Below are 18,299 nucleotides of genomic sequence, written 5' to 3'. Positions count from 1 at the left end.
CGCCAAGGGCAGGACTTTTATGGGGCAATCAATCGAAGCAAGAAACTACATCTGCGCTTGCAGGTAATTTTCCAAGCCCATTTTGTCGATCAACTGCAGCTGAATTTCCAGCCAGTAAGCGTGGTCTTCTTCGGTGTCTTTCAGCTGAGTCAGCAGAATATCGCGACTTGGGTAGTCTTGCAGGCGCTCACACAATTCAATGCCTTTGCACAGCGCGGCGCGCACGTGATACTCCAACGCCAAGTCGAGCTTTAGCATTTCTGGCACGTTCTGACCGAATACAAAAGTATCCGGCGTCATGTCTGGTGTGCCCTCAAGGAACAAGATCCGCTTTAGCAACGCATCAGCGTGCTGGGTCTCTTCTTCCATCTCATGATTGATACGTTCAAAGAGCTTGGTGAAACCCCAGTCTTCGTAATAGCGTGAGTGCACAAAGTACTGATCACGGGCTGCTAATTCGCCCTTGAGCAGTACTTTGAAATAATCGATTACTTCCTGGTGGCCTTTCATCTTGCAACTCCTGACACAAACGCTTTAAACATCTGTGTATGCTCAACCCCAAGCGTGCTCAGGTCAAGCAAAAAACGAGGCGACCATCGCTGGAAGCCCCGTATTTACTGGCTGCGAATCTTAACGATTGGCTTTTAGCGCATGCCGGACACCATTACCGTAATCGGCATGAACCTGGTCGAAGTGCGCCAACTGGCGCTCGACAATAAAGTCCGGAACGCCTCCCATCGCCGCAGCGATATTGCTGAACAGACGTTGTTTTTGCCCGTCATCAAACAAGTTAAACAGTGCACGCGGCTGACTATAATCATCATTACCTTCACGATGATTGAAACGATCAGCGTCACCCTCCAGCGGTAGCGGCGGCTCAGCGAACTCAGGCGCTTGTGCAGGGCCATTGAACGAGTTTGGTTCGTAGTAGGCATCCGGATTCGAATTACCAGTGAAGAAACGCATCGCCCCGTCCTTGTGATAGTGATGCACAGGACTGCGCGGCGCATTTACTGGCAATGCTTCGTAGTGCGTCCCTAAGCGATAGCGATGCGCATCGGCATAAGAAAACACCCGCGCCTGGAGCATTTTGTCAGGAGAGAAACCAATGCCGGGCACCACGTTCGAGGGTGAGAATGCGGCCTGCTCGATCTCGGCAAAATAGTTTTCCGGGTTGGCATTAAGCTCCAACTCGCCCACCTCGATCAACGGGAAGTCGCCATGGGGCCAAACCTTGGTCAAGTCAAAAGGATTGAAACTGGTGTGCTTAGCCTGCTCCTCAGTCATCACTTGAATGAAGAAACCCCACTTAGGGAAATCGCCCTTTTCAATGCTACCGAACAAGTCTTCCTGGGTGGTTTCACGGCTTTTGCCAACAACAAGTTCCGCCTCAGCATTGGTCCAGTGTTTGTGGCCTTGCTTGGTCTTGAAGTGAAATTTAACCCAAACACGTTCATTTGCAGCATTTAGCAAGCTGAAGGTATGCGAACCAAAACCGTCTATGTGACGCACATCAGTTGGCAAGCCACGGTCAGACATCAGAATGGTGACCTGATGCAGAGACTCAGGCGACAGCGACCAGAAATCCCACATGGCAGTTGGTGAGCGCAGATTGGTTTTCGGATGGCGCTTTTGCGTGTGGATGAAGTCGGGGAATTTGTAGGCATCACGCACAAAGAAAACCGGCGTGTTATTACCGACTAAATCCCAATTGCCTTGTTCAGTGTAAAATTTCAATGAGAAGCCGCGAACATCCCGTTCAGCATCAGCAGCGCCCATCTCACCTGCCACCGTGGAGAAACGCGCAAGCATTGGTGTCTTGCTGCCTAGCTCGAATACTTTGGCTTTGGAGTACTGGCTGATGTCATGAGTGATGGTCAGCGTGCCATAAGCCCCCCAGCCTTTAGCGTGAACTGCACGCTCAGGGATACGCTCACGATTTTGGTGCGCGAGCTTTTCAATCAGTTGGTAGTCTTGCATCAACAACGGGCCACGAGGGCCTGCGCTAAGAGAATTCTGGTTGTCGGCAATCGGGCTGCCAGCACTGGTAGTCAACGTAGGCTTATTACTCATTAGCTCTCTCCTTGTTAGATCCAATTGCTGGCCTGTGAAGCCAGCGATGGAATCAAGGTTAAGCCTCAGGCGAAGAGAGAGCCAATGTATTACCTGAACCGTCGTGATAGATAAAAACTTTTAGGATATAAAACCGCCAGCACTATGCGATCAAGATGAAACCTACAAAAGTAAGGCCAGCAGCGATTAATGCATAGGGCAGTTGTGTGATCGCATGGCTGATCAAGTTGCAACCCGAGCCCTGCGCGGCCAACACCGTAGAGTCACTGTAGAAACAGGCCTGACTGCCAAAGGCAGAGGCCGACATAAGTGCACCGATCACCAATGGGATGTTGGCATTGAGAGCGTAGGCAAGCGGCATGACTATCGGGATAGTGACCGCAAAAATGCCCCAGGATGACCCCGTAGCAAATGCCAATACCGCCATGCTCAGGAACACCATGGCAGGTAATAGTTGCGCAGTCATAAAGGGCTTCAAGGACTCAACAACAAAAAGAGATAAGTGCAACTGGTCGCACACCTCCTTGAAAATGAAGGCTGCTATCACAGTGCCGATAGCAGGGATCATGGTTTTAAAACCATCCATCATCTGCTCAAGCATTTCGGACAAAGGCATGAGACCTTGGACCAAATAGAAGGGAACGATGAGCACCATGGTCGCGAGCATGCCCATCCAAACATCAATGTCGAAATACAGCGTGAAACCGACCAGCAATAGCAGCGGCACTAGAAAGTTATAGAGCTTGCCTCCTTCTTTATCGGCCCCCTCAAACTCCGCCTCGACGGCCTTCATTGCAAAATTATGCTCAGGGTTGAACTCCCCGACATGCATAGCTCCTGCAGAACCGCGCTGAGCGAGCATTTCTGCTTTGCGCATTGGGCCGATTGCAGGAACAACACCTGCAGCCACGAGCAATACCAGCGCCACCGATAACCATGCATAAAACATGTATGGAATGGCACTCATATAAACGTTGATGCCCTGCCCGCTTTCGGCGATACCATTGTTCTCAAGCAATCCACCAAAGAACACAGCCCAGGTCGACAGTGGTACCAGAACGCAAACAGGCGCAGCTGTCGAGTCGACGATGTAAGCGAGCATTTCGCGAGAGACTTTAAATCGATCTGTCACACGCTTCATGGTTTCACCCACCGTTAGCGCGTTCAAGTAATCATCGATAAAGATCACCAGCCCCAGTACACAGGTCATAAGCAACGATGAGCGTCTCCCCTTTGCCAGTTTGATTGAGGCGCGACCAAAGGCCTGGGCACCACCTGTGCGAACAAGCAGCGCAATAAGAGCCCCAAAGCTGCCGCATACCAGAATCAACCAACCGATGGTCTCATCTTGCATGACCTTGAGCGATATCTCAGAAAAGCTGTGCAGCGCTTGAGTTGGCGAGATCATTAACAGACCCGCAACCGCGCCAATGACCAGGGCAAGAATGGGTCGACGTAGCCAAACAGCGAGAACAAGGACGACAACAGGCGGGATTAAGCTCAAAGCGGTAGGTTCAGGCATGTGCTTATTCTTATGATGAATTTATGCATTAGACCTTACAATAAGTATGTCTTGCACACAATATCAAACACTACGTTCGGAATATCATTCATCGTAAAAACAAAAAAACCGGGCCAAAGCCCGGTTTTTTCTACAACCTACAACTTACTCTGCAGCTTCTACTGTGCCGCCGACCGGACGGTCAACCAGCTCAACATAAGCCATAGGAGCGTTGTCACCAGCGCGGAAACCGCACTTGAGGATACGCAGATAACCGCCCTGACGGGTGGCGTAGCGCTTGCCCAGGTCGTTGAACAACTTACCAACGATAGCTTTCGAACGCGTACGGTCGAATGCCAAACGGCGGTTAGCAACGCTATCTTCTTTAGCCAAAGTGATCAGCGGCTCGGCAACGCGACGCAGCTCTTTTGCTTTCGGAAGAGTAGTTTTGATCAGCTCGTGCTCGAACAGCGATACCGCCATGTTTTGAAACATGGCCTTGCGGTGAGCGCTTGTGCGGCTGAGGTGACGGCCACTTTTACGATGACGCATGGTTCAATTCCTTACCAAACTCTCGTTCGGTGATGATGACGATTAGGCAGTAGCCTTATCGTCTTTCTTCAGACTTGCCGGCGGCCAGTTGTCGAGGCGCATACCGAGGGACAGACCGCGAGAAGCCAGAACATCCTTGATTTCAGTCAGGGATTTCTTGCCCAAGTTCGGCGTTTTCAACAGTTCTACTTCAGTGCGCTGAATCAGATCACCGATGTAGTAAATGTTTTCTGCCTTGAGGCAGTTTGCCGAGCGAACGGTCAGTTCCAGATCATCAACCGGGCGAAGCAGGATCGGATCGATCTCGTCTTCTTGTTCGATCACAACAGGTTCGCTGTCACCTTTGAGGTCGACGAACGCTGCCAGCTGCTGTTGCAGGATGGTAGCGGCACGACGAATTGCCTCTTCAGGATCCAGAGTACCGTTGGTCTCCAGGTCGATAACCAGTTTGTCCAAGTTGGTGCGCTGCTCAACACGAGCATTTTCCACCACGTAAGAGACACGACGTACCGGGCTGAACGATGAATCCAGCTGCAAGCGACCAATGCTGCGGCTTTCATCTTCATCGCTCTGACGGGAGTCAGCAGGCTCATAGCCGCGACCACGAGCTACAGTGAGCTTCATGTTCAGCGCGCCAGTAGAAGCCATGTTGGCAATTACGTGGTCGCCATTGACGATTTCAACATCATGATCCAGCTGAATATCGGCAGCGGTAACTACGCCCGAGCCCTTCTTCGCCAGAGTCAGTGTCACTTCGTCACGACCGTGCAGCTTAACAGCCAGACCTTTAAGGTTGAGCAGGATTTCAATAACGTCTTCCTGAACACCTTCGATTGCGCTGTACTCATGAAGTACACCGTCAATCTCGGCCTCGACTACTGCACAGCCAGGCATGGAGGACAACAAGATGCGACGCAGCGCGTTGCCCAGGGTATGGCCAAAACCACGCTCGAGAGGCTCGAGTGTAATTTTGGCGCGGGTCGGACTAACCACCTGCACATCAATATGGCGGGGGGTCAGGAACTCATTTACCGAAATCTGCATGGATGCACCCTTTTTTCTAGCCCTTACTTGGAGTAGAGCTCGACAATCAGGCTTTCGTTGATGTCGGCGGAGAGGTCACTGCGAACTGGGACGGTTTTGAAAACGCCCGATTTCTTTTCAGTGTCAACTTCAACCCATTCAACGCGGCCGCGCTGGGCACACAGCTCAAGAGCCTGAGCAATGCGCAGCTGATTCTTCGATTTCTCACGTACTGCAACTACGTCACCAGCTTTAACCTGGTAAGACGGAACGTTTACAGTTTTGCCGTTGATGGAAATCGCTTTGTGCGAAACCAACTGACGGGATTCAGCGCGAGTGGCGCCGTAACCCATACGGTAAACTACGTTGTCCAGACGGCACTCGAGCAGTTGCAGAAGGTTCTCACCAGTAGCGCCTTTCTTGCCGGCTGCTTCTTTGTAATAACCGCTGAACTGACGCTCAAGAACGCCATAGATGCGACGAACTTTTTGTTTCTCACGCAGCTGTGTGCCGTAGTCAGACTGACGGCTACGGCGCTGGCCGTGGATACCTGGGGCTGCTTCGATGTTGCACTTCGATTCCAGGGCGCGTACGCCACTTTTCAGGAAAAGATCTGTGCCTTCACGACGAGACAGTTTGCACTTGGGACCAATGTAACGAGCCATTTCTCACTGTCTCCTGATTACACGCGACGCTTCTTCGAAGGACGGCACCCGTTATGCGGGATAGGCGTCACATCGGTGATGCTGGCGATCTTGTAACCGCAGCCGTTCAATGCACGGACAGCGGACTCACGGCCGGGGCCTGGGCCTTTGACGTTAACGTCAAGGTTCTTCAGGCCGTATTCCAGCGCAGCTTGACCAGCACGTTCTGCAGCCACCTGGGCAGCAAACGGGGTGCTCTTACGTGAGCCGCGGAAACCTGAACCACCGGAGGTGGCCCAAGACAGAGCATTGCCCTGACGGTCAGTAATGGTCACGATTGTGTTGTTGAAAGAAGCGTGGATATGGGCGATGCCATCCACAACTGTCTTTTTGACTTTCTTACGAGTACGAGCAGCAGGCTTAGCCATGACTTATTTCCTGTCGATTCGCGGGCGCAATTACTTGCGGATCGGCTTACGCGGGCCCTTACGGGTACGCGCGTTGGTCTTGGTACGCTGACCGCGGACCGGAAGGCCGCGACGATGGCGCAGACCGCGGTAGCAGCCCAGGTCCATCAAGCGTTTGATTTTCATGTTAACTTCGCGGCGCAGATCACCCTCGGTGTTAACCTTGGCGACTTCACCACGCAGCTGCTCGATCTGCTCGTCAGAGAGATCTTTGATTTTAGCTGCTGGGTTTACACCAGTAGCAGCACAGATTTTCTGTGCAGTTGTGCGACCGACACCAAAGATGTAGGTCAGCGAGATAACAGTGTGTTTGTTATCCGGAATGTTAACGCCTGCAATACGGGCCATTCAGTGTAACTCCAATTGACAGCAACCCACGCCCCGGAAGCCAAGAAATGGGGCGCAAGATCTTAACGCTGTAAAAACAAATAATCAACCCGACAGCGCACTAGCTGTCGGGCTTATATCGCTACAATCACACTCAGCCTTGGCGCTGCTTGTGACGCGGTTCCGCGCTGCAGATCACTCGCACGACACCTTCGCGACGAATAATTTTGCAGTTACGGCACAGCTTTTTCACTGATGCACGAACTTTCATCACCAACTCCTCGAACCTTATGGACACTTCAGCGCATCATGCCGCTGCCGTAGCCCTTCAGGTTGGCTTTCTTCATCAGGGATTCGTACTGGTTCGAAACGAGGTGCGATTGTACTTGGGACATGAAGTCCATTACAACCACAACCACAATCAGCAACGAGGTCCCGCCGAGATAGAACGGAACGTTGGCTGCAACCACCAGAAACTGGGGCAGCAAACATACGGCCGTCATGTACATGGCTCCGAACAAGGTCAAACGAGTCAAGACGCTATCAATGTAACGTGCTGACTGCTCGCCTGGACGGATGCCTGGAATAAAGGCACCAGACTTCTTCAGGTTTTCCGCTACGTCTTTCGGATTGAACATCAATGCTGTATAGAAGAAGCAGAAGAAAACAATCCCCGCACTAAACAGCAAAATATTCAACGGCTGACCAGGAGCGATAGCCTGCGAGATATCTTGAAGCCAGCCCAAACCTTCAGACTGACCGAACCAAGACCCCAGCGATGCCGGGAACAACAGAAGGCTGCTAGCGAAAATAGCCGGGATAACCCCCGCCATGTTCACCTTCAGAGGCAAGTGGCTTGTCTGCGCAGCAAACACCTTACGGCCCTGCTGACGCTTGGCGTAATGCACCGCAATGCGACGCTGCCCACGCTCAATGAACACCACAAAACCAATGATCGCTACTGCCAGCAAACCGATGGCGACAAGGGCAAAGATATTGATATCGCCCTGACGAGCAGACTCGAAAGACTGCCCAATCGCCCGCGGCAGACCGGCTACGATGCCTGCAAAAATCAGCATCGAAATACCGTTGCCAACACCACGCTCAGTGATCTGCTCGCCGAGCCACATCATGAACATTGCGCCTGCAACGAACGTGGTGACCGCGACAAAGTAAAAGCTGAAATCAACTGAGAACGCGACGCCCTGGCTCGCCAAACCAACGGACATGCCGATGGCTTGAACGAATGCCAGAACGAGAGTGCCGTAGCGGGTGTACTGGCTAATCTTACGACGGCCAGATTCACCTTCCTTCTTCAACTGCTCCAGTTGTGGGCTGACAGCTGACATGAGCTGCATGATGATCGACGCCGAAATGTACGGCATGATCCCCAATGCAAAAATACTCATGCGCTCCAGCGCACCACCAGAAAACATGTTGAACAAGCTAAGAATGGTCCCCTCATTCTGCCGAAACAGATCCGCCAGTCTATCAGGGTTGATTCCAGGCACTGGGATGTGCGCGCCAATCCGGTAGACGATAATCGCCATGAACAGAAAGCGCAGACGAGCCCAAAGCTCGGATAACCCGCCATTGCCTAGCGCTGAGAGAGCACCTTGCTTAGCCATTTATTCCTCGAACTTACCGCCAGCTGCTTCGATAGCCGCGCGCGCACCTTTGGTGGCGGCGATACCTTTAAGGGTAACTGCACGAGTAATCTCGCCGGACAGCATGACTTTCACACGCTGTACGTTTTGATTAATCAGGTCAGCATCCTTCAGCGCCTGCAGAGTAACTACATCACCTTCGATCTTGTTCAGCTCGGAAGTACGCACTTCTGCGCGATCCATAGCCTTCAGAGAAACGAAGCCGAATTTAGGGAGACGACGGTGCAGAGGCTGCTGGCCGCCTTCAAAACCTGGAGCAATGGAACCACCGGAGCGGGAGGTTTGACCTTTGTGACCACGGCCACCAGTCTTACCCAAACCACTACCGATACCACGACCCGGACGGTGCTTCTCGCGACGGGAACCCGGCGCAGGACTCAAATCATTCAGGAACATGTGTTAACCCTCCACACGGAGAAGGTAATAAGCTTTGTTCATCATGCCGCGATTTTCTGGAGTATCCAGAACTTCAACGGTGTGATTGATGCGACGCAGGCCAAGACCCTTGACGCAAGCTTTGTGATTAGCCAGACGGCCGTTCACGCTTTTGATCAGCGTGACTTTTACGGTATTAGCCATGATTAGAGAATCTCCTCGACGCTCTTGCCACGCTTAGCCGCAACGGAGTCCGGAGACTGCATAGCTTTCAAACCTTTGAAAGTGGCATGAACCACGTTCACTGGGTTGGTAGAGCCGTAGCACTTAGCCAGTACGTTGTGTACGCCAGCTACTTCAAGAACAGCACGCATCGCGCCACCAGCAATAATACCGGTACCTTCGGAAGCAGGCTGCATGTACACCTTAGAGGCGCCATGAGCAGACTTCATTGCGTATTGCAAAGTAGTGCCGTTCAGATCAACAGTGATCATGTTACGACGTGCAGCTTCCATCGCTTTCTGGATAGCAGCTGGCACTTCGCGGGATTTGCCGCGGCCGAAACCAACGCGACCTTTACCATCACCCACCACGGTCAACGCGGTGAAAGTGAAGATACGGCCACCTTTTACGGTTTTAGCAACACGGTTAACCTGCACCAATTTCTCGATGTAGCCTTCGTCGCGCTTTTGGTCGTTATTTGACATAACTTAGAACTCCAGCCCGCCTTCACGAGCAGCATCAGCCAGCGCTTTAACGCGGCCGTGGTACTTGAAGCCAGAACGGTCGAATGCAACCTGAGTCACACCAGCGGCTTTCGCACGCTCGGCAACCAGCTCGCCAACTTTCTTGGCTGCGTCGATGTTGCCAGTGGCGCCATCACGCAGTGCTTTGTCCAAGGTCGACGCGGTGGCCAATACCTTGCTGCCGTCGGCCGAGATGACCTGGGCATAGATGTGCTGCGCGGAACGATACACGCAAAGACGCACGACTTCGAGTTCGTGCATTTTCAGACGTGCTTTGCGAGCGCGACGCAGTCGAGTAACTTTTTTGTCGGTCATTTGCTAGCCCTACTTCTTCTTGGCTTCTTTACGGCGGACGACTTCGTCAGCGTAACGAACACCTTTGCCCTTGTAAGGTTCAGGACGACGGAAGTCACGAATCTCCGCAGCTACCTGACCAACCAGTTGTTTGTCGACGCCCTTGATCAGGATGTCGGTCTGGCTAGGGGTTTCGGCGGTAACGCCTTGCGGCAATTCGTAGTCGATTGGGTGGGAGAAGCCCAATGCCAAGGACAGAACCTGACCTTTAGCTTGTGCTTTATAACCAACACCTACCAACTGGAGCTTGCGCTCGAAGCCTTCGCTGACGCCGATTACCATGTTGTTAACCAACGCACGAGTGGTACCGGCCATTGCGCGAGTCTGCTGATCACCATTGCGAGCAGCGAAACGCAGCTCACCGGAATCCTGGACCACTTCAACGGACGAGTGAACGTTCAGTTCTAAAGTGCCCTTGGCACCTTTCACCGAAAGCTGCTGACCGGCGAGTTTGATCTCTACACCAGATGGCAGCTTGACGGGGTTTTTAGCAACGCGAGACATGCTTATCTCCCCCTAGAACACAGTACAAAGCACTTCACCACCGACACCGGCAGCGCGCGCAGCACGATCCGTCATCACACCTTTGTTGGTGGAGACGATAGACACGCCAAGACCGCCACGAACTTTCGGCAGATCTTCGACAGCTTTGTATTGGCGGAGGCCTGGACGGCTAACGCGTTTTACTTCTTCGATGACCGGACGGCCTTCGAAATATTTCAGCTCGATGGACAGCTGCGGTTTTGCTTCACCGCTGATCTGATAATCCGCAACATAACCTTCGTCCTTAAGAACTTTGGCTACGGCTACCTTCAAAGTAGAAGATGGCATGCTTACGACGGACTTTTCAGCCATCTGGGCATTACGGATACGAGTTAGCATGTCCGCTAACGGGTCCTGCATACTCATGGGCTAGACGCTCCTGATACAAAAAGAATTAGCCTTACGGCTAGAGTCACCAGACACCTTTGGGCGAACCCAGGCTCAGGCGAGCCGAACATTCTAGTGACTGATCAAAAATGAATCAAGCCCCAAAAGGGGCTTGATTCAAATTGCTTGCGATATTCACCTGTTTTACCCGGCAAACCGGACGAAACAGGTGACTCGCTAACAGTGGCTTACCAGCTGGCTTTAACCAGACCTGGTACGTCACCGCGCATAGCAGCTTCACGCAGCTTGATACGCGACAGACCGAACTTGCGATAAACGCCGTGCGGACGACCGGTAATGCGGCAACGGTTACGCATGCGCGAAGCGCTTGCATCACGTGGCTGCTTCTGCAGTGCTACTGTAGCTTCCCAACGCGCTTCAGGAGTTGCTTCCTGATCGACGATGATGGCTTTCAGCTCAGCACGCTTCTTAGCGTACTTAGCAACCGTTTGCTGACGCTTCAGCTCGCGGTTTCTCATGCTCATTTTGGCCATGATCCAGCTCCTATCAGTTGCGGAACGGGAATTTGAAAGCACGCAGCAATGCGCGACCTTCATCATCCGTACGAGCAGTGGTGGTCAGGGTAATATCCAGACCGCGGAGGGCATCGATTTTGTCGTAGTCGATTTCCGGGAAAATGATCTGCTCTTTAACACCCATGCTGTAGTTGCCACGGCCGTCAAACGACTTGGCATTCAGGCCGCGGAAGTCACGCACGCGCGGCAGGGAGATAGACAGCAGACGATCCAGGAACTCATACATACGCTCACGGCGCAGAGTAACTTTAACGCCAATCGGCCAGCCCTCACGAACCTTGAAGCCTGCAATCGACTTACGGGCATGAGTCACAACGACTTTCTGACCGGTGATCTTTTCCAGGTCGGCAACTGCGTGCTCGATGATTTTCTTATCACCGATCGCTTCGCCCAGGCCCATGTTAAGGGTAATTTTGGTAATGCGCGGAACTTCCATCACGTTAGCAAGCTTCAGTTCTTCCTGGAGCTTGGGCGCAATTTCCTTCCGATAAATCTCTTTTAGTCGTGCCATGGTCTCTACCTAGCAGTGTTCAAGCATCAACCGCTTTTTGGGTCGACTTGAAGACACGAATTTTTTTACCGTCTTCAACTTTGAAACCAACGCGATCTGCTTTGCTGGTTTCGCCATTGAAAATGGCCACGTTAGAAGCGTGCAATGGCGCTTCTTTCTCAACGATACCGCCTTGAACGCCCGACATCGGGTTAGGCTTGGTATGACGCTTCACCAGGTTGATCCCACCAACGACCAAACGGTCGTCAGCGAGAACCTTGAGCACCTTACCGCGCTTACCTTTGTCTTTGCCGGCGATCACGATGATCTCGTCGTCACGACGAATCTTTTGCATGTCGGATCTCCTTACAGCACTTCAGGGGCGAGCGAGACGATCTTCATGAACTTCTCAGTACGAAGTTCGCGAGTCACGGGCCCAAAGATACGGGTACCGATAGGCTCTTGCTTGTTGTTCAGCAGAACAGCAGCGTTGCCATCGAAGCGAATGATCGAGCCATCAGGACGACGAACGCCGTGACGGGTACGGACTACAACAGCAGTCATTACCTGGCCCTTCTTCACTTTACCGCGCGGAATTGCTTCCTTAACGGTTACCTTAATGATGTCACCGATGCCAGCATAACGGCGGTGTGAACCACCCAGCACCTTGATACACATAACGCGACGTGCGCCACTGTTGTCAGCAACGTCGAGCATGGATTGAGTCTGAATCATATAATTTCTCCGACCCCTAGTCCTTAGACTTCCACTGCGCGTTCGATGACTTCAACCAGTGCCCAAGTTTTAGTCTTGGCAACGGGACGAGTTTCGCGAATCGAAACTTTGTCACCGATGTGGCACTGATTGGTTTCGTCATGCGCGTGCAGCTTGGTCGAACGCTTAACGTATTTACCGTAGATCGGGTGCTTAACGCGACGCTCGATCAATACGGTGATGGTCTTGTCCATCTTGTCGCTGACAACACGGCCGGTCAGCGTACGGACTGTTTTTTCGGCTTCAGCCATGATCACTTACCTGCCTGCTGGTTGAGCACAGTCTTCACACGAGCGATATCGCGCTTAACTTGCGAGAGCAGATGAGACTGCCCCAACTGGCCAGTTGCTTTCTGCATACGCAGATTGAACTGGTCGCGCAGCAGGCCGAGCAGTTGCTCGTTCAGCTGCTGTGCTGATTTTTCACGAAGTTCATTCGCCTTCATCACATCACCGTCCGCTTAACAAAAGTGGTGGCGAGCGGCAACTTTGCAGCTGCCAAGGCGAAAGCCTCACGCGCCAACTCTTCGGAAACGCCTTCGATTTCATACAGGACTTTGCCTGGCTGAATCTGGGCTACCCAATACTCAACGCCACCCTTACCTTTACCCATCCGCACTTCTAGAGGCTTCTTGGTAACCGGCTTATCCGGGAAAACGCGAATCCAGATTTTCCCGCCACGCTTAACGTGACGAGTCAGAGCACGACGAGCGGACTCAATCTGACGGGCGGTGAGACGACCGCGGGCAACAGACTTCAAGGCGAATTCGCCGAAGCTGACTTTGCTACCGCGTTGTGCCAAGCCACGGTTGTGGCCAGTCATCTGCTTGCGGAACTTCGTACGCTTTGGTTGCAACATTTGGCGTACCCCTTACTTAGCAGCTTTTTTACGAGGCGCGGGTGCTTGTGGTTTTAGTTCTTCGTGGCGACCACCAATTACTTCGCCTTTGAAGATCCAAACCTTGACACCGATCACACCATAAGTGGTGTGCGCTTCGTACGTGGCATAGTCAATGTCGGCACGCAGGGTGTGCAATGGCACACGACCTTCGCGATACCATTCGGTACGTGCAATTTCAGCACCGCCGAGACGACCGCTCACTTGGATTTTGATGCCCTTGGCACCAATACGCATGGCGTTTTGTACAGCGCGCTTCATAGCGCGACGGAACATCACACGACGCTCCAGCTGCTGAGCTACGCTCTGCGCAACCAGCATACCGTCGAGTTCCGGCTTGCGGATCTCTTCGATATTGATGTGCACAGGCACACCCATTTGCTTGGTCAGGTCCTGACGCAGTTTCTCAACGTCCTCACCTTTCTTCCCGATAACAATACCTGGACGAGCAGTGTGGATGGTGATGCGTGCTGTTTGAGCCGGACGAGCAATGTCGATACGGCTAACGGACGCGCTTTTTAATTTGTCTTGGAGATACTCACGCACTTTCAGATCAGCGAACAAATAGTCCGCATAAGTCCGACCGTCTGCGTACCAGACGGAGGTGTGCTCCTTGACGATTCCCAGGCGAATGCCAATGGGATGTACTTTCTGACCCATCTGATCGACTCCGTTACTTGTCCGCAACCTTGACAGTGATATGGCAAGACCGCTTGACGATGCGATCAGCGCGGCCTTTGGCACGCGGCATGATACGCTTCAGCGAACGCCCTTCGTTGACGAAAACGGTGCTGACCTTCAAGTCATCAACGTCTGCGCCTTCGTTGTGCTCGGCGTTGGCTACAGCCGACTCCAGCACTTTTTTCATGATCTCGGCGGCTTTCTTACTGCTAAAAGCCAACAAGTTGAGCGCTTCGCCCACCTTTTTCCCGCGGATCTGGTCGGCGACCAAGCGGGCTTTTTGGGCGGAGATTCGAGCGCCCGACAACTTAGCGGCTACTTCCATTTCCTAACCCCTTAACGCTTGGCTTTCTTGTCTGCTACGTGCCCACGATAAGTGCGGGTACCAGCAAACTCGCCGAGTTTGTGACCGACCATGTCTTCGTTCACAAGAACTGGGACATGTTGACGGCCGTTATGCACAGCAATGGTCAGACCGACCATTTGCGGCAGAATCATAGAACGGCGCGACCAGGTCTTAACTGGCTTGCGATCATTCTTTTCAACTGCCACTTCAATCTTCTTCAGTAGGTGAAGATCGATGAAAGGACCTTTTTTCAGAGAACGTGGCACTGTCGTATCCCTCTAATTACTTGCGACGACGGACGATCATTTTATCGGTGCGCTTGTTACCACGAGTCTTAGCACCCTTGGTAGGGAAGCCCCATGGAGACACCGGATGACGACCACCAGAGGTACGACCTTCACCACCACCGTGTGGGTGGTCGACCGGGTTCATGGCAACACCACGAACGGTCGGGCGAACGCCACGCCAGCGCTTAGCACCAGCTTTACCTAGCGAACGCAGGCTGTGCTCGGAGTTCGAAACTTCGCCCAAAGTTGCACGGCACTCGGCCAGAACTTTACGCATTTCACCGGAACGCAGACGCAATGTCACATAGACGCCTTCACGTGCGATCAGCTGAGCCGAAGCACCAGCGGAACGAGCGATCTGTGCACCTTTACCTGGCTTCAGCTCAATACCGTGAACAGTGCTACCAACTGGAATGTTACGCAGTTGCAGGCTGTTACCTGGTTTGATTGGAGCCATGATACCAGCGATCAACTGGTCACCAGCACTCACACCCTTAGGCGCGATGATGTAGCGACGCTCACCGTCTGCATACATCAACAAAGCGATGTGTGCGGTACGGTTCGGATCGTATTCAATACGCTCGACAGTGGCTGGAATGCCATCTTTGTCGTTGCGACGGAAATCGACCAGACGATAATGCTGCTTGTGACCACCACCGATATGACGGGTAGTGATGCGACCGTTGTTGTTACGACCGCCAGTCTTCGACTTCTTTTCAAGCAGCGGAGCGTAAGGAGCGCCTTTATGCAGCTCCTGATTGACCACCTTGACCACAAAACGGCGGCCAGCGGAAGTCGGTTTGCATTTAACAATAGCCATGATGCTCCCCTTCCTTACTCAGCACTGCTGGCGAAATCGAGATCTTGGCCTGGCTGAAGCGAGATGATCGCTTTCTTCCAGTCGTTACGCTTGCCCAGACCGCGAGCGGTGCGCTTGCTCTTACCCAGAACGTTCTGAGTAGTAACACGCTCAACTTTCACGCTGAACAGGCTTTCGACGGCCTTCTTGATTTCCAGCTTGGTTGCGTCAGTCGCAACTTTAAATACGAACTGGCTTTTCTTATCGGCCAGAAGTGTGGCTTTCTCAGAGACGTGCGGACCCAGCAGCACTTTAAATACGCGTTCCTGGTTCATCCCAGCATCTCCTCGAATTTCTTCACGGCAGAAACGGTAACCAGTACCTTTTCATACGCGATCAGACTGACCGGATCGGAACCCTGTACATCACGAACATCGACGTGCGGCAGGTTACGAGCAGCCAGGTACAGATTTTGATCAATTGCATCAGACACGATCAGGACGTTAGTCAGACCCATGTCATTCAGCTTGTTCAGCAGATCTTTGGTTTTCGGAGCTTCAACAGCGAAGTCTTCAACTACAACCATACGATCAGTGCGAACCAGCTCAGCAAGAATCGAACGGATCGCAGCGCGATACATCTTCTTGTTCAGCTTTTGGTCGTGATTCTGCGGACGAGCCGCGAACGTCACACCACCGCCACGCCAGATCGGACCACGAGTGGTACCAGCACGTGCGCGACCAGTACCCTTCTGACGCCACGGACGCTTGCCGCCGCCAGATACATCGGAACGGGTCTTCTGCTGCTTGCTGCCTTGACGGCCGCCGGCCATGTAGGCCACAACTGCTTGGTGAACCAGGGTCTCGTTGTAATCGCCGCCGAAAGTAGCTTCGGAAACTTCGATCGCTTGAGCGCCATTTACATTTAATTGCATGTCAGCTTCCCCTTAACCGCGAGTCTTAGCTGCTGGACGCACAACCAGGTTACCGCCAGTCGCGCCAGGAACAGCGCCTTTGACCAACAGCAGGTTGCGTTCAGCATCTACGCGAACAACTTCAAGGGACTGTACCGTCACACGCTCAGCACCCATGTGACCGGACATCTTCTTGCCCTTGAATACGCGACCTGGGGTTTGGCACTGGCCAATAGAACCCGGTACACGGTGGGACACGGAGTTACCGTGAGTGTTGTCTTGGCCGCGGAAGTTCCAACGCTTGATGGTACCGGCAAAGCCTTTACCTTTGGACTGACCGGTCACATCGACCATTTGTCCAGCTTGGAAAATTTCAGCGTTGATCAAGTCGCCATTTGAGTACTCGCCTTCTTCAAGACGGAATTCCCAAACACCACGACCTGCCGCGACGTTCGCCTTAGCGAAGTGACCGGCTTGAGCCTTGCTGACACGCGAAGCGCGACGCTCACCGACAGTGACTTGCACTGCGCGATAGCCATCGGACTCCTCAGTTTTGAACTGGGTGACGCGATTCGGTTCGATCTCAATGACCGTAACCGGAATGGAGACACCTTCTTCGGTGAAAATACGGGTCATACCGCATTTACGACCGACTACACCAATAGTCATGTTGTAAACCTCATGAGTGTACGGGGCTTTCACCCGCTATGGCCGCCCATTTCAGAGCGTTACACGACTAAGACCCAAGTCTTAGCCGAGGCTGATCTGCACTTCCACGCCAGCCGCAAGGTCGAGCTTCATCAGCGCATCAACGGTTTTATCCGTTGGCTGGACAATGTCCAGTACGCGTTTGTGGGTTCGAATTTCGAACTGATCACGCGCGTCTTTGTTGACGTGCGGAGAAGTAAGAACAGTGAACCGCTCTTTGCGAGTAGGCAATGGAATCGGACCACGCACCTGAGCACCAGTACGTTTCGCGGTTTCCACGATTTCCTGGGTTGATTGATCGATCAGGCGATGGTCAAAAGCCTTCAACCGAATACGGATTTGTTGGTTTTGCATTTTGACCTCAGATTCCAAGCTGCGATTCCCAACGGGCGCAGTACGCCCGTTAAAAGGAGGCGCAATTCTATAGACGCTCCTAGCAAGTGTCAACCCAATAAAAAAGCCCCCGCAAGCGGAGGCTTTTTCTAGATCACTCGATTACTCGATGATCTTGGCAACTACACCAGCACCAACGGTACGGCCACCTTCGCGAATCGCGAAACGCAGACCATCTTCCATGGCGATTGGAGCAATCAGGGTAACAACCATTTTGATGTTGTCGCCCGGCATTACCATTTCAACGCCTTCCGGCAGTTCGCAGTTACCAGTTACGTCCGTAGTACGGAAGTAGAACTGCGGACGGTAGCCCTTGAAGAAAGGAGTGTGACGACCACCCTCTTCTTTCGACAGAACGTACACTTCGCCTTCGAACTTAGTGTGTGGCTTGATGGTGCCTGGCTTAGCCAGTACCTGACCACGCTCTACGTCATCACGCTTGGTGCCACGCAGCAGTACGCCAACGTTCTCACCAGCACGACCTTCGTCGAGCAACTTACGGAACATTTCAACGCCAGTACAGATGGTCTTGGTGGTATCACGAATACCAACAATCTCAATTTCTTCCTGTACTTTAACGATGCCACGCTCAACACGGCCAGTCACAACAGTACCGCGACCAGAGATCGAGAATACGTCTTCGATTGGCATCAGGAACGGCTTGTCGATAGCACGCTCAGGCTCAGGGATGTAAGAATCCAGAGTCTCAACCAGCTTACGTACAGCAGTGGTGCCCATTTCGTTGTCGTCTTGACCGTTCAGAGCCATCAGCGCCGAACCGATAACGATTGGAGTGTCGTCGCCTGGGAAGTCGTA

General features: G+C 52.7%; 32 protein-coding genes. All 32 read right to left on the bottom strand.

Annotated features, from left to right (window positions below):
• Nucleotides 1-45: 45 nt before the first annotated feature.
• The gene (gene bfr, locus ACIGCM_RS17510) at nucleotides 46-510 is read right to left on the bottom strand and encodes a bacterioferritin (protein WP_397503339.1); all 465 of its coding nucleotides are present in this window, start codon (nucleotides 508-510) and stop codon (nucleotides 46-48) included.
• A 120-nt stretch (nucleotides 511-630) separates the two neighbouring features.
• Nucleotides 631-2,073, bottom strand: a complete 1,443-nt coding sequence (locus ACIGCM_RS17505; RefSeq protein ID WP_397503338.1) for a catalase — start codon at nucleotides 2,071-2,073, stop codon at nucleotides 631-633.
• Nucleotides 2,074-2,215: 142 nt separating this feature from the next.
• A complete protein-coding gene (locus ACIGCM_RS17500) occupies nucleotides 2,216-3,595 on the bottom strand; it encodes a Na+/H+ antiporter NhaC family protein (protein ID WP_397503337.1) in 1,380 nt (459 codons plus the stop codon).
• Nucleotides 3,596-3,739: 144 nt separating this feature from the next.
• On the bottom strand, nucleotides 3,740-4,126 hold the full coding sequence (rplQ, locus tag ACIGCM_RS17495; protein WP_010487018.1) for a 50S ribosomal protein L17: 387 nt from the start codon (nucleotides 4,124-4,126) through the stop codon (nucleotides 3,740-3,742).
• Between the two features lie 42 nt (nucleotides 4,127-4,168).
• Nucleotides 4,169-5,170 carry a DNA-directed RNA polymerase subunit alpha gene (locus ACIGCM_RS17490; RefSeq protein WP_087515492.1) on the bottom strand — a complete coding sequence of 334 codons (1,002 nt, stop codon included), beginning with the start codon at nucleotides 5,168-5,170 and terminating at the stop codon, nucleotides 4,169-4,171.
• Nucleotides 5,171-5,193: 23 nt separating this feature from the next.
• Nucleotides 5,194-5,814, bottom strand: coding sequence for a 30S ribosomal protein S4 (gene rpsD / locus ACIGCM_RS17485; RefSeq protein ID WP_339490016.1), 621 nt, complete (start codon nucleotides 5,812-5,814; stop codon nucleotides 5,194-5,196).
• A 17-nt stretch (nucleotides 5,815-5,831) separates the two neighbouring features.
• The gene (rpsK, locus tag ACIGCM_RS17480; RefSeq protein ID WP_013789773.1) at nucleotides 5,832-6,221 is read right to left on the bottom strand and encodes a 30S ribosomal protein S11; all 390 of its coding nucleotides are present in this window, start codon (nucleotides 6,219-6,221) and stop codon (nucleotides 5,832-5,834) included.
• Between the two features lie 30 nt (nucleotides 6,222-6,251).
• On the bottom strand, nucleotides 6,252-6,608 hold the full coding sequence (rpsM, locus tag ACIGCM_RS17475) for a 30S ribosomal protein S13 (RefSeq protein WP_010487012.1): 357 nt from the start codon (nucleotides 6,606-6,608) through the stop codon (nucleotides 6,252-6,254).
• A 133-nt stretch (nucleotides 6,609-6,741) separates the two neighbouring features.
• A complete protein-coding gene (rpmJ, locus tag ACIGCM_RS17470) occupies nucleotides 6,742-6,858 on the bottom strand; it encodes a 50S ribosomal protein L36 (protein WP_002555468.1) in 117 nt (38 codons plus the stop codon).
• 28 nt (nucleotides 6,859-6,886) lie between these two features.
• Nucleotides 6,887-8,215, bottom strand: coding sequence for a preprotein translocase subunit SecY (gene secY, locus ACIGCM_RS17465; protein ID WP_397503336.1), 1,329 nt, complete (start codon nucleotides 8,213-8,215; stop codon nucleotides 6,887-6,889).
• Nucleotides 8,216-8,650: a 50S ribosomal protein L15 gene (rplO, locus tag ACIGCM_RS17460; protein WP_010487008.1), complete on the bottom strand. Its 435-nt coding sequence runs from the start codon at nucleotides 8,648-8,650 to the stop codon at nucleotides 8,216-8,218.
• A gap of 3 nt (nucleotides 8,651-8,653) precedes the next feature.
• Nucleotides 8,654-8,833 (bottom strand): 50S ribosomal protein L30, encoded by a 180-nt coding sequence (rpmD, locus tag ACIGCM_RS17455; protein ID WP_010487007.1) that lies wholly within the window; start codon nucleotides 8,831-8,833, stop codon nucleotides 8,654-8,656.
• 2 nt (nucleotides 8,834-8,835) lie between these two features.
• Nucleotides 8,836-9,336 carry a 30S ribosomal protein S5 gene (gene rpsE, locus ACIGCM_RS17450; protein WP_010487004.1) on the bottom strand — a complete coding sequence of 167 codons (501 nt, stop codon included), beginning with the start codon at nucleotides 9,334-9,336 and terminating at the stop codon, nucleotides 8,836-8,838.
• Nucleotides 9,337-9,339: 3 nt separating this feature from the next.
• On the bottom strand, nucleotides 9,340-9,690 hold the full coding sequence (rplR, locus tag ACIGCM_RS17445) for a 50S ribosomal protein L18 (RefSeq protein WP_087515489.1): 351 nt from the start codon (nucleotides 9,688-9,690) through the stop codon (nucleotides 9,340-9,342).
• A 9-nt stretch (nucleotides 9,691-9,699) separates the two neighbouring features.
• Entirely contained in the window at nucleotides 9,700-10,233 is a 534-nt protein-coding gene (gene rplF / locus ACIGCM_RS17440) for a 50S ribosomal protein L6 (protein WP_010487001.1), read from the bottom strand.
• Nucleotides 10,234-10,245: 12 nt separating this feature from the next.
• Nucleotides 10,246-10,638: a 30S ribosomal protein S8 gene (gene rpsH / locus ACIGCM_RS17435; RefSeq protein WP_010486999.1), complete on the bottom strand. Its 393-nt coding sequence runs from the start codon at nucleotides 10,636-10,638 to the stop codon at nucleotides 10,246-10,248.
• Between the two features lie 209 nt (nucleotides 10,639-10,847).
• On the bottom strand, nucleotides 10,848-11,153 hold the full coding sequence (gene rpsN, locus ACIGCM_RS17430; RefSeq protein ID WP_010486998.1) for a 30S ribosomal protein S14: 306 nt from the start codon (nucleotides 11,151-11,153) through the stop codon (nucleotides 10,848-10,850).
• Nucleotides 11,154-11,166: 13 nt separating this feature from the next.
• Nucleotides 11,167-11,706, bottom strand: coding sequence for a 50S ribosomal protein L5 (gene rplE / locus ACIGCM_RS17425; RefSeq protein ID WP_087515487.1), 540 nt, complete (start codon nucleotides 11,704-11,706; stop codon nucleotides 11,167-11,169).
• Nucleotides 11,707-11,725: 19 nt separating this feature from the next.
• Nucleotides 11,726-12,040, bottom strand: coding sequence for a 50S ribosomal protein L24 (rplX, locus tag ACIGCM_RS17420; RefSeq protein ID WP_119952550.1), 315 nt, complete (start codon nucleotides 12,038-12,040; stop codon nucleotides 11,726-11,728).
• 11 nt (nucleotides 12,041-12,051) lie between these two features.
• Nucleotides 12,052-12,420 carry a 50S ribosomal protein L14 gene (gene rplN / locus ACIGCM_RS17415; protein ID WP_003281831.1) on the bottom strand — a complete coding sequence of 123 codons (369 nt, stop codon included), beginning with the start codon at nucleotides 12,418-12,420 and terminating at the stop codon, nucleotides 12,052-12,054.
• A 23-nt stretch (nucleotides 12,421-12,443) separates the two neighbouring features.
• Nucleotides 12,444-12,710, bottom strand: coding sequence for a 30S ribosomal protein S17 (rpsQ, locus tag ACIGCM_RS17410; RefSeq protein ID WP_087518958.1), 267 nt, complete (start codon nucleotides 12,708-12,710; stop codon nucleotides 12,444-12,446).
• Nucleotides 12,711-12,712: 2 nt separating this feature from the next.
• On the bottom strand, nucleotides 12,713-12,904 hold the full coding sequence (gene rpmC, locus ACIGCM_RS17405) for a 50S ribosomal protein L29 (RefSeq protein WP_002555481.1): 192 nt from the start codon (nucleotides 12,902-12,904) through the stop codon (nucleotides 12,713-12,715).
• Complete coding sequence (gene rplP / locus ACIGCM_RS17400) at nucleotides 12,904-13,317, bottom strand: 50S ribosomal protein L16 (RefSeq protein ID WP_003243901.1); 414 nt, start codon at nucleotides 13,315-13,317, stop codon at nucleotides 12,904-12,906. Before rplP ends, rpmC begins: the two co-directional genes overlap by 1 nt.
• 12 nt (nucleotides 13,318-13,329) lie before the next feature.
• Nucleotides 13,330-14,016 carry a 30S ribosomal protein S3 gene (gene rpsC, locus ACIGCM_RS17395; protein WP_010486985.1) on the bottom strand — a complete coding sequence of 229 codons (687 nt, stop codon included), beginning with the start codon at nucleotides 14,014-14,016 and terminating at the stop codon, nucleotides 13,330-13,332.
• Between the two features lie 13 nt (nucleotides 14,017-14,029).
• The gene (gene rplV / locus ACIGCM_RS17390; RefSeq protein WP_003103908.1) at nucleotides 14,030-14,362 is read right to left on the bottom strand and encodes a 50S ribosomal protein L22; all 333 of its coding nucleotides are present in this window, start codon (nucleotides 14,360-14,362) and stop codon (nucleotides 14,030-14,032) included.
• Between the two features lie 11 nt (nucleotides 14,363-14,373).
• Entirely contained in the window at nucleotides 14,374-14,649 is a 276-nt protein-coding gene (gene rpsS, locus ACIGCM_RS17385; protein WP_010486981.1) for a 30S ribosomal protein S19, read from the bottom strand.
• A 16-nt stretch (nucleotides 14,650-14,665) separates the two neighbouring features.
• Nucleotides 14,666-15,490 (bottom strand): 50S ribosomal protein L2, encoded by an 825-nt coding sequence (rplB, locus tag ACIGCM_RS17380; protein WP_339489990.1) that lies wholly within the window; start codon nucleotides 15,488-15,490, stop codon nucleotides 14,666-14,668.
• 14 nt (nucleotides 15,491-15,504) lie between these two features.
• Nucleotides 15,505-15,804: a 50S ribosomal protein L23 gene (rplW, locus tag ACIGCM_RS17375; protein ID WP_172149919.1), complete on the bottom strand. Its 300-nt coding sequence runs from the start codon at nucleotides 15,802-15,804 to the stop codon at nucleotides 15,505-15,507.
• Nucleotides 15,801-16,403 carry a 50S ribosomal protein L4 gene (rplD, locus tag ACIGCM_RS17370; protein ID WP_397503335.1) on the bottom strand — a complete coding sequence of 201 codons (603 nt, stop codon included), beginning with the start codon at nucleotides 16,401-16,403 and terminating at the stop codon, nucleotides 15,801-15,803. Before rplD ends, rplW begins: the two co-directional genes overlap by 4 nt.
• A 12-nt stretch (nucleotides 16,404-16,415) precedes the next feature.
• The gene (gene rplC, locus ACIGCM_RS17365) at nucleotides 16,416-17,051 is read right to left on the bottom strand and encodes a 50S ribosomal protein L3 (RefSeq protein ID WP_087515484.1); all 636 of its coding nucleotides are present in this window, start codon (nucleotides 17,049-17,051) and stop codon (nucleotides 16,416-16,418) included.
• An 81-nt stretch (nucleotides 17,052-17,132) separates the two neighbouring features.
• Nucleotides 17,133-17,444 (bottom strand): 30S ribosomal protein S10, encoded by a 312-nt coding sequence (gene rpsJ, locus ACIGCM_RS17360; protein ID WP_010486970.1) that lies wholly within the window; start codon nucleotides 17,442-17,444, stop codon nucleotides 17,133-17,135.
• A 141-nt stretch (nucleotides 17,445-17,585) separates the two neighbouring features.
• Nucleotides 17,586-18,299 (bottom strand): EF-Tu/IF-2/RF-3 family GTPase (locus tag ACIGCM_RS17355; RefSeq protein WP_397503334.1); only part of this gene is annotated, 714 nt, incomplete at its 5' end.

It is taken from the genome of Pseudomonas sp. NPDC078700 (assembly GCF_044542375.1).
GTDB lineage: Bacteria > Pseudomonadota > Gammaproteobacteria > Pseudomonadales > Pseudomonadaceae > Aquipseudomonas.
The sequence above is the reverse complement of the archived record's forward strand: the minus strand, read 5'-3'. Positions and strand labels throughout refer to the sequence as shown.

Bases quoted from the DNA above. Each gene is read 5' to 3' on its own strand.
- bfr (WP_397503339.1), bottom strand. From the start codon at position 510: ATGAAAGGCCACCAGGAAGTAATCGATTATTTCAAAGTACTGCTCAAG.
- ACIGCM_RS17505 (WP_397503338.1), bottom strand. From the start codon at position 2,073: ATGAGTAATAAGCCTACGTTGACTACCAGTGCTGGCAGCCCGATTGCC.
- ACIGCM_RS17500 (WP_397503337.1), bottom strand. From the start codon at position 3,595: ATGCCTGAACCTACCGCTTTGAGCTTAATCCCGCCTGTTGTCGTCCTT.
- rplQ (WP_010487018.1), bottom strand. From the start codon at position 4,126: ATGCGTCATCGTAAAAGTGGCCGTCACCTCAGCCGCACAAGCGCTCAC.
- ACIGCM_RS17490 (WP_087515492.1), bottom strand. From the start codon at position 5,170: ATGCAGATTTCGGTAAATGAGTTCCTGACCCCCCGCCATATTGATGTG.
- rpsD (WP_339490016.1), bottom strand. From the start codon at position 5,814: ATGGCTCGTTACATTGGTCCCAAGTGCAAACTGTCTCGTCGTGAAGGC.
- rpsK (WP_013789773.1), bottom strand. From the start codon at position 6,221: ATGGCTAAGCCTGCTGCTCGTACTCGTAAGAAAGTCAAAAAGACAGTT.
- rpsM (WP_010487012.1), bottom strand. From the start codon at position 6,608: ATGGCCCGTATTGCAGGCGTTAACATTCCGGATAACAAACACACTGTT.
- rpmJ (WP_002555468.1), bottom strand. From the start codon at position 6,858: ATGAAAGTTCGTGCATCAGTGAAAAAGCTGTGCCGTAACTGCAAAATT.
- secY (WP_397503336.1), bottom strand. From the start codon at position 8,215: ATGGCTAAGCAAGGTGCTCTCTCAGCGCTAGGCAATGGCGGGTTATCC.
- rplO (WP_010487008.1), bottom strand. From the start codon at position 8,650: ATGTTCCTGAATGATTTGAGTCCTGCGCCGGGTTCCCGTCGCGAGAAG.
- rpmD (WP_010487007.1), bottom strand. From the start codon at position 8,833: ATGGCTAATACCGTAAAAGTCACGCTGATCAAAAGCGTGAACGGCCGT.
- rpsE (WP_010487004.1), bottom strand. From the start codon at position 9,336: ATGTCAAATAACGACCAAAAGCGCGACGAAGGCTACATCGAGAAATTG.
- rplR (WP_087515489.1), bottom strand. From the start codon at position 9,690: ATGACCGACAAAAAAGTTACTCGACTGCGTCGCGCTCGCAAAGCACGT.
- rplF (WP_010487001.1), bottom strand. From the start codon at position 10,233: ATGTCTCGCGTTGCTAAAAACCCCGTCAAGCTGCCATCTGGTGTAGAG.
- rpsH (WP_010486999.1), bottom strand. From the start codon at position 10,638: ATGAGTATGCAGGACCCGTTAGCGGACATGCTAACTCGTATCCGTAAT.
- rpsN (WP_010486998.1), bottom strand. From the start codon at position 11,153: ATGGCCAAAATGAGCATGAGAAACCGCGAGCTGAAGCGTCAGCAAACG.
- rplE (WP_087515487.1), bottom strand. From the start codon at position 11,706: ATGGCACGACTAAAAGAGATTTATCGGAAGGAAATTGCGCCCAAGCTC.
- rplX (WP_119952550.1), bottom strand. From the start codon at position 12,040: ATGCAAAAGATTCGTCGTGACGACGAGATCATCGTGATCGCCGGCAAA.
- rplN (WP_003281831.1), bottom strand. From the start codon at position 12,420: ATGATTCAGACTCAATCCATGCTCGACGTTGCTGACAACAGTGGCGCA.
- rpsQ (WP_087518958.1), bottom strand. From the start codon at position 12,710: ATGGCTGAAGCCGAAAAAACAGTCCGTACGCTGACCGGCCGTGTTGTC.
- rpmC (WP_002555481.1), bottom strand. From the start codon at position 12,904: ATGAAGGCGAATGAACTTCGTGAAAAATCAGCACAGCAGCTGAACGAG.
- rplP (WP_003243901.1), bottom strand. From the start codon at position 13,317: ATGTTGCAACCAAAGCGTACGAAGTTCCGCAAGCAGATGACTGGCCAC.
- rpsC (WP_010486985.1), bottom strand. From the start codon at position 14,016: ATGGGTCAGAAAGTACATCCCATTGGCATTCGCCTGGGAATCGTCAAG.
- rplV (WP_003103908.1), bottom strand. From the start codon at position 14,362: ATGGAAGTAGCCGCTAAGTTGTCGGGCGCTCGAATCTCCGCCCAAAAA.
- rplB (WP_339489990.1), bottom strand. From the start codon at position 15,490: ATGGCTATTGTTAAATGCAAACCGACTTCCGCTGGCCGCCGTTTTGTG.
- rplW (WP_172149919.1), bottom strand. From the start codon at position 15,804: ATGAACCAGGAACGCGTATTTAAAGTGCTGCTGGGTCCGCACGTCTCT.
- rplD (WP_397503335.1), bottom strand. From the start codon at position 16,403: ATGCAATTAAATGTAAATGGCGCTCAAGCGATCGAAGTTTCCGAAGCT.
- rplC (WP_087515484.1), bottom strand. From the start codon at position 17,051: ATGACTATTGGTGTAGTCGGTCGTAAATGCGGTATGACCCGTATTTTC.
- rpsJ (WP_010486970.1), bottom strand. From the start codon at position 17,444: ATGCAAAACCAACAAATCCGTATTCGGTTGAAGGCTTTTGACCATCGC.